Genomic DNA, 15293 nt, shown 5'->3' on the forward strand with positions numbered 1-15293 from the left:
TAAATCGAATGAAGAAGAAGACCCAAAAAATAAAAAAAACCTCGAAGACAAAATCAGCAAAGAAGAAGGCCAAAAGAGTTGTTAAAAAACCGATAAAGGTAGCAAAAGTTACAGCCAAAAGGAAAGAGCTTGATATGAGAGGAGAAAGGCTTCTTGCAAAAGGTAGGGAGAGGGGCTTTATCACGTATGATGAAATTTTGAAAGAATTTCCCAAGATTGAAAGCGATGTGATGTTTTTGGACGAACTTTATAATAAACTCACTGTTGGTGGAATAGATGTTCTTGAAGGAGGTGGAATGCTTGGTTTTAATGAAGATCAGGTTAAAAAATATACTTATGGAGGCAAGTCCGCAGATGCAAGTTATGACTCCATTCAGATTTATCTGAAAGAGATTGGCCAGTATCCCCTTATCAATGCTTCAATGGAGAAAGACCTTGCTAGGAAAATTCAAAATGGCGACATAGAGGCAAAAAATCTTCTCGCAAAAGCCAACTTGAGACTTGTTGTTTCTATTGCAAAAAAATATGTTGGTAGGAGCGCTGACCTTACGCTTCTGGATTTGATACAGGAAGGAAACCTCGGTCTTTTTAAGGCTGTTGATAAATTTGATTGGACAAAGGGCTATAAGTTTTCTACTTATGCTACTTGGTGGATAAGACAGGCTATTACAAGAGCTCTTGCCGATCAATCAAGAACTATTCGTGTGCCAGTGCACATGGTTGAGACGATCGCAAAATACAAACAAGTTTACAGAAGGCTTTCACAGGATTTGGGCAGAGAACCGATGCCAGATGAAATTGCTACAGAGATGGGTCTTGAAGTCGAAAAGGTTTATATGATAGAGAAAATTGATCAAGACACAGTGTCGCTTGAAGCACCGGTAGGGGATGACAGCGATGATGGCAAGTCCACACTCGGTGATTTTGTTGCGGATGATAAAATCCTTTCGCCCGATCAGGAATCTTCACGTAGGATCCTAGCTGACCAAGTAAAAGAAATCCTCGGTGATCTTTCACTTAAAGAGAGGAAAATTCTTGAAATGAGACATGGACTAAATGATGGTATAACCCATACTCTCGAAGAAGTTGGAAAGGAATTTGGAGTCACTAGAGAGCGCATAAGACAGATTGAAGCTAAAGCTCACGAAAAAATCCGACAGCACGAAAAGATAAATAGGTTACAGAGTTATTAAAACCCTTGCTTTTTATTTAAAAATAATGTAAAATAGCAATATCAGTTTAGTAAGGAGAACAGAATAATACCAATAAATAAAAAATGGGAAAATTTAATAGAGATGGTGGAAGTGGTTTTGGCGGGAATCGCGGAGGTGGCTCCAGTTTTGGAGGTGGTAGAAGAGATGGGGGTTTTAGAGGAGGTGAAAGAAGGGAAGTTGTGATGCATGACGCAGTTTGCGATGAATGTCATCAAGCTTGTCAGATCCCTTTCAGACCAAGTGGCGACAAACCAGTTTACTGTAAAGATTGCTTTATGAAAAAAGGTGGAGGCCCGTCAAGACCTTCGAGGGACAATGGTCCAAGAAGAGACTTCGGTAGACCGCAAAGCGCACCTAGCTTTGGTGGAAATAGGAGCGATGACGGTGTCAAAAAGCAATTGGAAGCAATGAATGTGAAATTAGACAGTCTGATAAGATCAATCGATGGTTTTGTTAAACCGACCAAAGTCGAAGAAAAGAAGACAATAGAAAAAGTTGCTGATAGAAAAATAAAGGTCAAAACAGTGGCTAAAAAGAAAACAATTAAAAAATAAAAAAATGGCAAAAAGAATAAGTACAAGAAGAAAAGCTTCACGTTCAAAAAAGACACAGAAACGTTTAGCTATAAAGAAAGTACGCTTGGTTTCAAAGAAGGCGGCAAGAAAAGCAAAACTTTCAAAGAGAATAAAGAAATCAAAATAATCACGAAAAACAGCCCCACACTTTTAAAAAGTGTGGGGCTGTTTTTAATGTTAGAAATGATATAATTAGGTCAATGAAAAAGAAGATAGTCTTAATAGTATGTCTGGCTGTCATTATATTAATAGCGGTCTTTTGGTCGTCAGAATCTAATTATAGTATTGTAGCGGACTATAAAGACGCAACATATTTGATAGATGGTAGAGAAGTACAGCTCACAAATGGCCTTGCGGAAGAAGAAAATACTCAAGGTTCGGCCTCAAAAACAATTATAAGGTATTTTGGCAATAAAGTAGCGGGGGATTTTAATGGAGATGGTACAAATGATACTGCTTTTCTTTTGACGCAAAATACTGGCGGTAGTGGGACTTTCTTTTATATAGCAGTTGCATTGGGTGACGGCGATGGCTATAAAGGTGCAAATGCGATCCTCCTTGGTGATAGGATAGCTCCTCAAACCACAGAATTTCGTGACGGAAAAATCATTGTAAATTATGCCGACCGTAAGGCCGATGAATCTTTTGCAGTAAGACCATCTATCGGTGTCAGTAGATATTTTGAGATTTCTGATGATAAACTTGTAGAAGCTAGTTCAAAGTAAATCTTTTTGTATTGTGATAGAATAATTTTATTGGTATGAATCTTTTGGAATTAAGAAAAGAAATAGATAGGATAGACGGCGAACTTTTGAGTGTATTGGTAGAAAGGATGAAACTCATACCGAAGGTCGCCGAATATAAGAAAGAAAACAATCTCCCGAGATATCAGCCGGAGCGAGAGAAAGAGATAATTAAAGTCAGGAAAGAATTAGCAGAAGAACTAAATCTCAATCCAGACTTGGTAGAGAAAATATACAAAGAGATAATTGAAGATGCACATAGAATAGAGAAGGAAATAATGGGGGAATAATTATGAAAATAGAAATTACTAAAAAAACAGGGTATCTTGGTCCCGAAGGTAGTAATTCTGAAGTGGCGGCCACGTCTTTAGTTCAGTCTGGTAAAATTATTCCGATTGATACTATTACTAATATCATAAAGAAGGTGAAAGACGGAGATCTGGATTCTGGTGTTGTCCCAATAGAGAATTCTATTCAGGGAAGTGTAGTAGAGACAGTAGATGGTTTATATAAAAATAAATTATTTATTCAACAAGAACTTATTATACCTATTAGGCATTGTGTTGCCAGTCTCACATCTAAAATCATACCTGACAAGATTGAGATGGTTATATCTCACCCTCAAGCTTTAGGTCAATGTTCTGAATATATAGATAAGTATTTTCCTAATGCTAAAAGGATAACGACTACAAGTACTGCCGAAGCTTTTAAAAAGATTGCAGAGGAAGGTTTGTTGAATGCGGTTGCTATAGGTACAAAAGTCGCTGCCGATAAGTATAAATTGAAGATTCTCGCAGAAAATATACAAGACGAAGAAAATAATGAGACAAAGTTCGTCTTAATTAAGAAGATCCCAAGCAGAGACTTAAAAGGCAAAATTTCGAGTTTAATTATTATTCCTAAAAAAGACAGATCAGGGCTTCTCTTTGATATCTTAAAAAATTTTAAAGATAATAATATAAACTTGAATAAGATAGAATCAAGACCATCTAGATTAAAATTAGGAAATTATATCTTTCATATTGATATAGAGGGTAATTTTAAAGATAAAAACGTAGAAAAAGCGATTGCTGGGATTAAGAAAGAAGGTGAAGTAGTATTTTTAGGTAGCTACAGCACTATCTATTTTTCTTAAAATACAGTATTCTCTAGTGCATGGCGAAAGATGAGGCAATACTTAGATTTGAAAAGGTGTCGTTTGGATACAGCGAGAATCAACCCCTTCTAGATGAGGTGGATTTTTCTATTCGCCGAGGGACAAAGACGACAATAATGGGGCAAAACGGTGCCGGTAAAAGCACTTTATTCGGGCTTATTACGAGATATATTCTACCGGAAAGCGGGATAATAAATGTCGTGAATGGTGTTTCTATCGCGATTTCGAGGCAAGTGATTCCAAGAGATGAAATAGGTTTGACTGTCCGAGAATTTTTCCAAAAGTGTTTTACACAAAAAGTCTATGATATTGATATAAAAATAGATGATATTTTGGAAGTAGTGAATTTAAAAGGACATGAGAAAGTGCATGATAGGATTGTGCGGACATTTTCTGGAGGTCAGCAGGCACGGCTTTTGCTCGCTTCAGCACTTATACAAAATCCAGATCTGCTTTTACTCGACGAGCCGACAAATAATCTCGATAAAGCGGGGATAGAGCACCTCACGAAGTTTTTGATTGATTATAAAAAGACCTGTATTGTTATTTCTCACGATGCGGAATTCTTGAATAGTTTTACGGACGGAGTTTTGTATCTTGATGTGTTTACAAGGAAGATAGAGCAATATGTCGGAAATTATTTTGATGTGAGAGAGCAGATAGTCGCTCGTCAGGAGAGGGAAAATAGGAAGAACGCCCAGCTTGCAAAAGAGATTCAAGAAAAGAAAGATAAAGCCAACTTTTTTGCAATGAAAGGGGGTCAGATGCGTCTTGTGGCAAAGAAGATGAGAGAAAAAGCTGAAGAGCTTGAGGAAGAAAAAGTTGATACAAGAAAGGAAGACAAAACTATTCGCAATTTTATTATCCCCGCACAGATAGACCTTGCCGGAGAAATAGTTCATATAAAAACATTTAAGACTTTCAAAAGTCATAAAGCAGTTCAAAGAAAAACGGATATAAGTTTGAAAAGAAATCAGCATCTCTTACTTCGCGGTCCAAACGGTATCGGCAAAAGCACCCTCTTGGAGGCGATTGCTAAAAATGAAGCCGTCGGGACGAAAATTGCTCATGGTGTGGTAATCGGCTATTATCGTCAAGATTTTTCGACGCTCAATTTTGAGGATACTGTCTATCAGTCGCTTTCTGCTGTGTCTCTAAAGATCTCCGAAGAAGCTATGAGAAGCGTGGCAGCAGGTTTTCTTATCACAAGCGATGTAATAAATACAAAAATAGGGGATTTATCGGAAGGGCAGAAGGGGCTCGTAGCTTTTGCTAGACTTGTCTTGCAAAAGCCGGGTCTTCTGATCTTAGATGAGCCGACAAATCATATAAATTTCCGCCATATTCCGATTATCGCCGAAGCGCTGAATAAATATGAAGGCGCGATGATTATAGTCAGCCACGTTCCGGATTTCGTGCAAAAAATCAGAATTGACTATACGTTGGATTTGGAGAAGTAAGTTATTGATTAGAAACAATATTTTCCGTTTTTGTAGATTACTCTCTTGCTGTCATCCTTGAGTATTGCTGTAATAATCCTTGGGGTAGTAGTAACGATATCTGTATGGACAGAAGAATTATTAAAGCCAAGCTTACTCCAGGTTTTCTTAGACACAGTGTTTGCTTTTCCATCATAGCAGTCGTGATATGAATTACCCAGAGCTATGTGAGTGTTGCCATTCCTTCCACCAATATTCTCATCATATAAAGTATCTGCCATAAATCTTGTAATGTGAGAGAATCTTCTATCTGTCATAGAAAATTCCCCGATTCTATCTGCACCTTCTGTAGCTATCATTTGTCTTAAGAGCTTTTCATTTCTCCTAGCTGTACTTTTTACAACTACCCCATCTTTAAATTCAAGTCCTATCCCTTCGACAACATTTCCATATATATAAAGAGGCTGATTAAATTTCACCCAGCCATTTGTTCCGCGCCAATCAGGAGAAGTAAATATTTCAAAACTCGGAATATTACGTCCGCTACCATAAGCCCATTGGCGCTTCTTTCCGACAGTAATCCATAGATCCACGTCTTTACCCTCAATATGAAGTCTATCAATAGTCATTCTATTGAGTCTCTTTCTGTATTTCTCCAATTCTTTATATATTTTTTTCCACCTTGCTACGGGATTATCCTCATTTAAGAAGCATGCTTTGATAATTTGATCCCAGTATTCTCTAACTGACATATTAGCTTCCCTTGCCATTGCTTCAGTGCCGTAAGAACCAACTGTCCAGGTAAATTTTCCAGCATTTTCTTTTTTATTTCGCCAATCCATCCATGGCTTAAAGGTCTTATTTCTTTTCAATATCTTTCTCGGATTGATGTTTTGAAGAGAGCGAATGTCTGTTTCACTATTGATGAAAATTGAATGATCAATTTGTTTAATTAAACCCTTAAGATGGTGATATGGAAAGAAACACAGCTGATGATCTTTACAGTGTAAGTAGAAGTCTTCATCAACATTACAGCTACTTTCATTTGAGGGGAGAAAGTTTGAGATAACATGTGCTCCAGATTTCCATATTGCTTTTCTAACTTCAAGATACAATGGTTTATTTGATTCTTCGGCCACTAAATATACAACTTCTCCCTTTTTTACTCCCTTACCACTATTTAAAGCAAAATTTACTAGGACATTAGCATATTTTTCTAGTATCTTTTTGGGTGGAATATATGAACTTTTCATCATTTTCTTAGTATATATTAAAAATATAAAAATAGTAGGTGTCATGTTATAATTTATAAAGTGAATTTTGAGGAACAATATAAAGCACTGAATAAAGAACAGAAAAAGGCGGTAGACACTATAGAGGGACCGCTTCTTGTCGTGGCTGGCCCTGGGTCTGGCAAAACGCAGATTTTGAGTTTGCGTGTCGGGGAAATATTGAAGAATACTCAAGCGAGGGCTTCAAATATTTTGTGCTTGACATTCACCGAATCCGCAAGCGCAAATATGCGAAAACGTCTTGCGACTTTTATAGGTGCCGAGGCTTATCGTGTTGCTATACACACCTTTCATAGTTTTTGTGTGGAGATAATACAAAAATATCCGGAATATTTTTATAGTGGAGCTTTTTTCTCTGCAGCGGATGAACTTACTCAAGTGAAAATATTAGAAGAGATATTTGAGAATCTCCCAAGGAAAAATCCATTAAAATCTGTCCATCCGGAGCAAGGCTTTGTATATTTGAAAGACACTCTCAAAGTGATTAGCTATTTTAAAAAAGCGGGTATTACTCCAGAAGAATTTAATAAAATTTTGGAACACAATGAAAGCCTTTTGCCGGAAGTGAATAAGATTTTGGCGAAAGTCTTTTCCGAAAGAGTAAGTAAAGGAAGTATTGAAAAAGCCAGTTCGGCACTTCTCGATTTTGAGGGTCTTACAAAGAAAAGTGCGGGTGATTTTCCGTCACCGTATTTGAAAGATCTCGTCTCAAGTATTACTGAATCTTTCAGGATAGCGGTGGACAAGGCAAATGAAGATGGTAAGGCTTCGGAGCTTTCAGCATGGAGAGAAAAATGGATAAAGAAAGACAATAAAGATAGGCCGGTGTTTAAAGACACTCAAAATATGGAAAAGCTTCATGCTCTTGCCGATATTTATGAGAAGTATAAAAACACAATGCATGAGAAGGGTTACTATGATTTTGACGATATGATACTCGATGTCTTGGAAACTCTTCTGAAAAACCAATCTCTGCGATATGAAATACAAGAACAGTATCAGTATATTTTGGTGGATGAATTTCAGGATACAAACGATGCGCAGATGAGACTTTTAAGATTTATTACAGACGCGCCAGTGCATGAGGGTAAGCCGAATATTATGGCGGTGGGTGATGACGATCAAGCGGTTTATAAATTTCAGGGAGCAGAACTTTCTAATATTTTAAATTTCAAGAATACATTTAAAGATGTACAAACTGTGACAATGACAGCGAATTATCGTTCCACGCAGGATATTTTGGACATTGCTTCGCATATTATAAAAAAGGGGAGTAAACGTCTCGAGACTATTTTACCGGAAATAGAGAAAAACCTTATTGCCTCAAATGAGAGAATCGGCAAAGGAGAAATAGTAAATAAAGAATTTCCGACTTCCGCACATGAGCTTCATTTTATTTCAAGAGAAATTAAAAAACTTGTTGATAGTGGGCAAAATCCGGAAGAGATAGCTGTGATTGCCAGAAAACATTGGCAACTTGAAGAGGTCGTGCCCTATCTTGCTGGTGTAAATATCTCAATACGATATGAAAGAGAGCAAAATGTCTTGAAGGAGCCACATGTGGTCGAGCTTATAGATATTGCAAGATTTGTCGCTTCAATCGGTAAAAAAGAGAAAGATGAATCGGACGAACTTTTGCCGAAAATACTTTGCTTTCCATTTTGGGGTATAAGTAGAGAAACTGTTTGGAAAATATCTCTTGCTTCAAGACGCGCTCCAGAAGGCAAGACTTGGCTTGAAAATATGCTTGAATATTCCGATGAGAAAGTACAAAATATCGCAAAGTTTTTTATAGATCTTGGGGCAAGGGCCGAAAATGAACCACTTGAAAGGGTTTTGGATGAAGTAATCGGTGCAAGGGTCAGCACGGCAAAAGATAATGAAGACGATTCAGACGATGAAGTAGAGGGTATAAAGTATAAGTATGAGGGAACAGAGAAGTTTTCTAGTCCTTTTAGAGATTTTTATTTCAGCAAAGACAAATTTGAACATGCCAGGGCAGAATACATTTCTTTTCTTTCCAGTTTAAGGACATTTATCAGTGCTTTGCGTGAATACAAGAGTGGCGAAATTCTTGCAATAAAAGACCTCGTCGAATTTGTAGAGCTTCATGAGAAGAATAAGATTTCAGTAAATGATCAAGGACCTTTTTCTAAACTCGGTAAGGCGGTAAACCTACTCACAGCACACAGGGCAAAGGGGCTTGAATTTGAGACAGTTTTCGTGCTTTCTTGCCAAGATGATATCTGGGCGGGCAGAGGTATGCCTAAGAAAATCGTATTGCCGGCAAATATGCCAATAGAACCAGCCGGAGACACGGAAGATGACCAATTACGCCTGTTTTATGTGGCTATAACGCGTGCCAAGCAACATTTATACCTGACCTCGTATCTATTAGGGGAAAAGGGTAAAAGTGCCCAAAAACTGCGTTTTCTGATGCCTGGGGAGGATAATAAAGAGCTTGAAAATAAGGCTCTTAAAAAGGCGTATTTTGCCGATAATTCTTCCGAAAAAAGTGAGGAACCAGAGGCGAGTGAAGTGCTTACAGCCTCATGGCTTTCATATCATACGGCACCATTTCTCGGTTCGGAAAAGAAGCTTCTCCAATCGCTTCTTGAAGATTATAAACTCTCGGTGACGCATTTAAATAATTTTCTAAATGTTGAAAAAGGAGGTCCACAATATTTCTTGGAGAATAATCTTTTGAGATTCCCACAAGCAAAGACTCTTTCAAATTCTTTCGGGACGGCGATGCATTCTACACTTGAGAAAGCTGTAATTGAATTAAAAAATGTCGGGAAATTACCGAGTATAGAAAAAGTTTGTAAATGGCTTTCGGAATTTTTGAAAAAAGAAAGATTACCGTTGGCAGATTTTAAAGAACTTTTGGAGAGGGGGGAAGAAGCACTTAACGCCTTTTGGAAAGAGAGAAGTAAAGATTTCAATACAAAAGATGTAATCGAATTTAATTTTAAAGACCAAGGGGTTGTGGTAAGTGGGGCAAGTCTTTCCGGGAAAATAGACAGAATTGTAAACCTTGGAGGAGGTGAGCTTGAAGTACATGATTATAAGACCGGCAAAGCACCCAAAAATGAATGGGTAGGTAAAGAGCCTTATGAAAAAGTGAAGCTTCATGAATATGAAAGACAGTTGGTTTTTTATAGATTACTTGTAGAGAATTCACGTGAATTTAGTGACAGGGGAGTGAAAGTAAAAATGGGTGTTTTGGATTTTGTCGAACCGAGAGAGAAGGATGGGAAAATAGTAAGTTTATCAATCGACATCACAGACGAGAAAAGAGATAGACTAGAAAAGCTTATTCAAAAAGTTTATGAGAAAATAATGGATTTAGATTTTCCGGATATAAGCAAATACGCTAAGGATTTGAAAGGAATAGAGCAATTTGAGGAGGATCTTTTGGAGGGTAAGATATAAATATTGTTTTTACTATTCCTTAGGATATTTAGACATTATAATTGGAAAATATTGATCTATCGGTATTTTTTCAGCCAGATATTGACTCCCAAAAAGGCTTAAGTGGTTGTTGTCTTTATATAAGAATTGATTATTTATTGTTATAAAACATTCGGTCTGATTGCATAATACAGAAGATGGATCGATGTTTATGATTTGTGGGTATTTCTTTTTTAGATTGTCTATTCGTCTATTCATACCGGAAATCATTTTGTCGTATGACTTTCTAGGGAAGGAACAGCCCGTAGTTTTATTCTGCGTAGAGGACAGTGGACGATCGATACATTTTGTCAAATCAAAAGGTATTGTTGGTGTTTGCGTAAACCAGATCAATTTAATATTATTCGGAAAGTATGAGAGAATATTATCCATACCTTCTCGAAAAAGGTCTCTATTCTTGGACCAAGCATTATTCGATATTATTATCGCTTTAGGTTTTCCTAAAAGGACTGTATTGATAACATTTCTTATATTTATATCACAACTCTTTTGTTGTTGGACCGGCATACTCTTTACGTCTAATAATGAACAGGCACCAATGCCTATGTTGATTACTGTATAACCCCTTTCTGTTAATATTTTACTATAACCCATATAGATAGATTTTGTATGTGAATCTCCAATTATAAACACACGATTATTACCATCTCCGTTCGCAAAACATATGAGTTTATAAATACTTTGTGGAAAAAGTTTTTTACAAAGTGTTTTACCGTCTATTCTCTCTGAGGCTGTTTTAAGTGCATTTTCTTGGATCGGGAAGCGAAAATCAAATCCATGATTTAAATATACAAGTATGCCTCCACTACCTACTAATAACATAATACAGCATAATATTATTGGAATATTTCTTATTTTTGTGTGCCGTATAGGCATTTCTATTAACCTGTATGTAATCCAGGCAAATAAGAAGCTAAATATAATTAAAATTAACTTTACAATCGTAGATACTGCCCCAGAATTGATTATTGTTGCAAATGATAATAATGGCCAATGCCAAAGATAGAGAGGGTAGCTAATCAGACCTATAAAGACCAACATTTTATTTGAAAGTATATTTTTATTTACCCAAGCTTGTGGCCCAGATGCTATAAGTAAGATTACCCCGATTATCGACATAACGACAATACCGCTATGGAAGTTGGAATCATTAATTATAAAAGCAGATAAAACTATCAGAATAATTCCTAACCATGATAATGTGTTATAAATAAAAGAGTCGGACATATTTTTTATTTTTAGTCTGATAGCTATATTATTTATTAGTCCTCCTTTTAATATAGTGAAATAAGCTAAGAGAGCACCCCCCATAAGTTCCCAAAAGCGTGTGAAGGGTAGATAAAAAGCTGTGGCAGGGCTTTTAAAGCCCAAGTATATATTTAAAAAGAAAGATATAAGTAATATAATAAATATCGTCTGGGGGATTCTTTTAATCTTTTTATATATAAAGACAAGCAGAATCGGCCAAAGTATATAAAACTGTTCCTCGACACCTAGTGACCACAAATGTATCAATGGTTTTAAAGTAGAGGATATATCGAAATACCCTGATTCAAGCCAGTAAATTATATTTGCAATAAAACCAGCACCAGAAGCTATATTTTTACCGAGAGAAGCGTATTCTCCGGAAAAAAGTAAAAACCAGCCGGCTATTAGACAGGCTATAAGTACCAATATTAATGATGGGAATATTCTTTTTATACGACGTCTATAGAAGTCTATATAACTAAATTGATTATTTTCAAGTGCCTTTAATATTATTCCGGATATTAAATATCCTGATATGACAAAGAATATATCCACACCAATAAAACCACCCGCAAGTATTGTTGGGAAAGCATGGAATATTATTACCAGTAGTACAGCCAACGCCCTAAGCCCATCTATATCTTTGCGATAATTTAATAAAGTATCACTCATAAGACCTAAGTTATACTATTTTCTTCAAGTATTTTGACGACCTCGTCATATGATGAGATTTTGTATGATTCTTTCCAGCCGTCTTTACTTTCAGCCTTAGTTAGGGAGATTTTATGAATACTTTGATTAAGCTTTTTCGTGTCAGCAATGATTTTCATATTTCTTAATATCATAGGATTGGCTCTTCTTTCAAGAACTGTGATCTTTGCCCTAACCTCATTTAAGAATATTAATGTATGAAATGCCGAACCATTGAATCCCGCTATATGTTTGGCTGAAGCTAAGGTCATTATCTGTTCTTTGATCGCATGTTTTTCAGGATGAAATATCATCCACCCTTTTGTAGCGAGAATTTTTTCAAGTTCGTCTTCGTTTGTTATGATCGATTTTGAATTTCTTGGTTGAATCATTGATCTTGATAACCAAAGCTTCTTATCCTCAGATTCTTTCGTATCAAAGATGGCAAGGCTTTTTGCATGTTCTACGTCGAAGAATTCTCTAAGTAGTAGACCAGGAGTAGGGATAATCAATCTTTCTACTATTGTCGGCTTTTGTATGATAATTTGTTCATTTTTAATATTCAATAAAGATAAGATCTCCTTCTGCCAATGGTTAGGTTCTGCGGAATTATACATGGGAATCCATATTATAGGTATTTCTGGATGTTTCTTGATATACCAAATTCTTGACAGACCTTCGAGAATGAAATGACCGAAATGACTTTGTAAATGACCAGCAAATATATATGTGCCCTTCAAGATTCCTGTGGGCTTTATCGTATTTCTAGAGAATGTGAATTGTCCATCCTCAATTCTTTTAGGCATCTCTTTAAGACGCAATTTCCCTTCAGAATCGACGACTCCTAATATAGCTTTTCCTCGCATATCTGTTAGGCATGGGGCGAGAATTGCTTGTTCGATGGTCTCCACTAGTAGTTCATGGTTTGACCTCGAACTATTTGTATTATTACTTTTTTGTTCTTCCTGCGTCTTTAGTGATTTAGTATATTTTTCTCTCCATAGAGTAGCATACCCCCCGAATCTCTTTTCTGCAAAATCAAAATCTTCTTTAAATGTATTCGCATAGAAATCACGAATATTCTCTGGCATATCGGATGGTTTGCCTACAAATATTTTTTCTTTTGATCTTGGAAAATATTTGTCTTTGTATCTTACGTTTAGAAAATCACATATTTGTCTTAATAATTTTAATGGATCATTTACTATATCATCATAGAAACCATAGAATATATTCTCTTTTGGAAAGACATTTTCCCAATTCTCTACTATTTCTTTTATCTTGCTTCTATTTATAATAAATGGTTTGTTATAACACAAGGTAGGATCGATTCCCTTCGTATCAGCCCACATTCTAGATGCAGACCATGCCCGGTCAATAGGGTTCCTTAGTAATAAGATGATTTTCATTTTAGGATTTACTTTTCGGCAATGTCTTATCTCATTTATAGATAAGATAGAATAGTCTGGTGTGAAATCTCCAGTCAGCATACTAGCCGGGGCTGATTCCCATAAGCTTTCGTAGTATCTATCGTCGAGATTTTTTGTAAAGCCAAATTTATTGAAAAATTTCAGGTCACTTAATATCGGTCCTATACCACCTAGTTTCTGATTTAATGCCCGTGGTATTTTCTCGAGCAATCTCTTCATATTTCTTGCTGCAGATAAAAGCCTTCTTTCAGCTATCATCGGCCCAGCATGTATTTCATCGAAGTAGTGCACTTCCTTTATCGGGAGTGCCCAGAAATTTGGATGCCTTTTAATATTTTCATAGAGCCATGTGGTACCAGCCTTTTGCATACCAATACAGAGGAAATCCGGTCTCGATCTTTCCTTCAGTATATCTTTGAAATACTTACCAAGTAGGTTATTTTTGAGTGCTCTTTTAATAAATGCAGTTCTAATCCTGAACCTCCAGAACGTACTTAAAATATTACCCGTATTCTTAATTGATTTAATATATTCTAGAGTATTTTCTATAATCTCTTCACACTTTTCTTTTGACATCCTACTTTTATATTCTGATATAAAATCTGTATCCACATGACTTCCATATATATTTTCTTTAAACTTTGTACTAGAAATATCCATGTACTTATCATTATATTCCAAACCACAATGTTTGAATATTTTTGGTAGTATCTTTTTGGGATATCTACATAATTCTTCATAGGATACTACCATTATCCTATCTTTATTCTGACCCAGTAAAGCATATTTCAGAGCGATATAATAAGAAAGTAAATGATTGAATGACGCAGGATATTTCTCCTTGAACCATTCGTCTATCATTTCATTTCTATCGATGTTTCGTAACCCTATGTCATGTTTACAAGACGACCATACGAGTGATCTCGGGTCCCTTATAATCGCTACACATGGGACACCCGGAGCTTTTTCTAAGACTTCCTCAAGTCTTTGCATATATCTTGGTGTCTTGTCGATGATTTTGTTATTATTGATTACTAACGGGGAGATTTCTCTAAGTCGTGAATATGCTTCTGCAAAATCGTCAGTATCACATATTTTGTCCAGATCTCCTTTCTTAATTTTCCAACCATCAAGCATATTTTTATAGAACGGGTCAAAACCTATAAAGTCTCTTGGCTTATCTACAAGTAAAAAACCTATTTCAAATCCGGAGTTTATAGATGGATGATTGCTCAATATGTCCATGAGCATCGTTGTCCCACTATGCTCATGACCACAGATTATTGCTTGAACACTGTCTTTGATCTTTCTAGTACCCGTCTCTTTTATAGTAGCCTTTATCTTTGGGTTCTCGTGACGCACGTTTTTTATTAAAAAGTTGCTCCCTTTCAAGTTTAGATAATACTCTCTTTTTTTTGCAAAGTCTACATAAATAATATCTTTTATATTATTAAGATCTTCGTTCAAGACATCCTCTGGCTTTCCTTTTGTAATTATTCCCAAGCCTTGATCGCAATCAAGTGTAAAGATATTCAGATCTTTTCTTGAAGATCTCAAGTAAATCAAGGTTTTGTATACGTCGCCGTTCCAGGCGGTGCTTTTATCACCATCTCTTTGTCTCAATTTGCGCGCATCAGATTGTGTCTTTTGTGCCGCCGCCTCTGATTTTGGATTGCAATCGTGTACTACAACAAAACCGTTTTTGTTCAAATGATCGAGGGAATTATTTATGTCTTTCAGCGATTGTTCGTATGTGTGAAGACCATCTACAAATACGACATCAAGCTCGATATCTCCTATGAGAGAATCATATTCTTTGAAAAATCTATCACTTGTTATTTCATGATATGATTCATTTGGTTTTTTTGAATATCCTGGTGGCAATCCAAATCTCGGATCGACAGCGATTTTCTTGTCGACCCTAATCTTTGAAAAGTTATTCCCCTTAGCGACACCAATTTCTAGATAAGTTTTTGCTCCAATCCTATCAATGAAGTGTTGTATAACATCCGTTCTGTTCATTTTGGATAAA

The 15293-nt window shown here is 36.2% G+C and carries 11 protein-coding genes; 8 read left to right on the plus strand and 3 right to left on the minus strand.

Translation table 11 applies throughout. The features are described from left to right. Positions 1 to 8: 8 nt before the first annotated feature. The 7 genes from WC631_00400 to WC631_00430 all read left to right on the plus strand — a co-directional run bounded on the left by WC631_00400 (position 9) and on the right by WC631_00430 (position 5148). A complete protein-coding gene (locus WC631_00400; GenBank protein MFA6226934.1) occupies positions 9 to 1193 on the plus strand; it encodes a sigma-70 family RNA polymerase sigma factor in 1185 nt (394 codons plus the stop codon). A gap of 83 nt (positions 1194 to 1276) precedes the next feature. Then, complete coding sequence (locus WC631_00405; GenBank protein ID MFA6226935.1) at positions 1277 to 1768, plus strand: CxxC-x17-CxxC domain-containing protein; 492 nt, start codon at positions 1277 to 1279, stop codon at positions 1766 to 1768. 4 nt (positions 1769 to 1772) lie between these two features. Then, the gene (locus WC631_00410; GenBank protein MFA6226936.1) at positions 1773 to 1916 is read left to right on the plus strand and encodes a hypothetical protein; all 144 of its coding nucleotides are present in this window, start codon (positions 1773 to 1775) and stop codon (positions 1914 to 1916) included. 73 nt (positions 1917 to 1989) lie between these two features. Then, entirely contained in the window at positions 1990 to 2514 is a 525-nt protein-coding gene (locus WC631_00415; protein MFA6226937.1) for a hypothetical protein, read from the plus strand. A 35-nt stretch (positions 2515 to 2549) separates the two neighbouring features. Continuing rightward, complete coding sequence (locus WC631_00420) at positions 2550 to 2822, plus strand: chorismate mutase (protein ID MFA6226938.1); 273 nt, start codon at positions 2550 to 2552, stop codon at positions 2820 to 2822. A gap of 2 nt (positions 2823 to 2824) precedes the next feature. Then, entirely contained in the window at positions 2825 to 3667 is an 843-nt protein-coding gene (pheA, locus tag WC631_00425) for a prephenate dehydratase (protein ID MFA6226939.1), read from the plus strand. Between the two features lie 20 nt (positions 3668 to 3687). Then, a complete protein-coding gene (locus WC631_00430) occupies positions 3688 to 5148 on the plus strand; it encodes an ATP-binding cassette domain-containing protein (GenBank protein MFA6226940.1) in 1461 nt (486 codons plus the stop codon). Positions 5149 to 5156: 8 nt separating this feature from the next. Here WC631_00430 and WC631_00435 read toward each other — a convergent pair whose 3' ends face one another. Further along, positions 5157 to 6425, minus strand: coding sequence for an aminopeptidase (locus WC631_00435; protein ID MFA6226941.1), 1269 nt, complete (start codon positions 6423 to 6425; stop codon positions 5157 to 5159). Positions 6426 to 6440: 15 nt separating this feature from the next. Here WC631_00435 and WC631_00440 point away from each other — a divergent pair, with 15 nt between their 5' ends. Then, a complete protein-coding gene (locus WC631_00440) occupies positions 6441 to 9854 on the plus strand; it encodes an ATP-dependent DNA helicase (protein ID MFA6226942.1) in 3414 nt (1137 codons plus the stop codon). Between the two features lie 12 nt (positions 9855 to 9866). Here the strand turns inward: WC631_00440 and WC631_00445 are convergent, their stop codons facing one another. Continuing rightward, the gene (locus WC631_00445) at positions 9867 to 11813 is read right to left on the minus strand and encodes an acyltransferase family protein (protein MFA6226943.1); all 1947 of its coding nucleotides are present in this window, start codon (positions 11811 to 11813) and stop codon (positions 9867 to 9869) included. Positions 11814 to 11818: 5 nt separating this feature from the next. Beyond that, positions 11819 to 15283, minus strand: coding sequence for a sulfotransferase (locus WC631_00450; protein MFA6226944.1), 3465 nt, complete (start codon positions 15281 to 15283; stop codon positions 11819 to 11821). Between the last annotated feature and the right edge of the window lie 10 nt (positions 15284 to 15293).

The sequence above is a fragment of the Candidatus Paceibacterota bacterium genome (assembly GCA_041663045.1).
Lineage (GTDB): Bacteria > Patescibacteriota > Minisyncoccia > Phycocordibacterales > GWA1-40-21 > Bog-1340.

What these genes read in the sequence shown, in the direction of transcription:
- WC631_00420 (MFA6226938.1), top strand. Translation starts at nt 2,550, where the DNA reads ATGAATCTTTTGGAATTAAGAAAAGAAATAGATAGGATAGACGGCGAA.
- WC631_00450 (MFA6226944.1), bottom strand. Translation starts at nt 15,283, where the DNA reads ATGAACAGAACGGATGTTATACAACACTTCATTGATAGGATTGGAGCA.
- WC631_00430 (MFA6226940.1), top strand. Translation starts at nt 3,688, where the DNA reads ATGGCGAAAGATGAGGCAATACTTAGATTTGAAAAGGTGTCGTTTGGA.
- pheA (MFA6226939.1), top strand. Translation starts at nt 2,825, where the DNA reads ATGAAAATAGAAATTACTAAAAAAACAGGGTATCTTGGTCCCGAAGGT.
- WC631_00405 (MFA6226935.1), top strand. Translation starts at nt 1,277, where the DNA reads ATGGGAAAATTTAATAGAGATGGTGGAAGTGGTTTTGGCGGGAATCGC.
- WC631_00410 (MFA6226936.1), top strand. Translation starts at nt 1,773, where the DNA reads ATGGCAAAAAGAATAAGTACAAGAAGAAAAGCTTCACGTTCAAAAAAG.
- WC631_00445 (MFA6226943.1), bottom strand. Translation starts at nt 11,813, where the DNA reads ATGAGTGATACTTTATTAAATTATCGCAAAGATATAGATGGGCTTAGG.
- WC631_00435 (MFA6226941.1), bottom strand. Translation starts at nt 6,425, where the DNA reads ATGACACCTACTATTTTTATATTTTTAATATATACTAAGAAAATGATG.
- WC631_00415 (MFA6226937.1), top strand. Translation starts at nt 1,990, where the DNA reads ATGAAAAAGAAGATAGTCTTAATAGTATGTCTGGCTGTCATTATATTA.
- WC631_00400 (MFA6226934.1), top strand. Translation starts at nt 9, where the DNA reads ATGAAGAAGAAGACCCAAAAAATAAAAAAAACCTCGAAGACAAAATCA.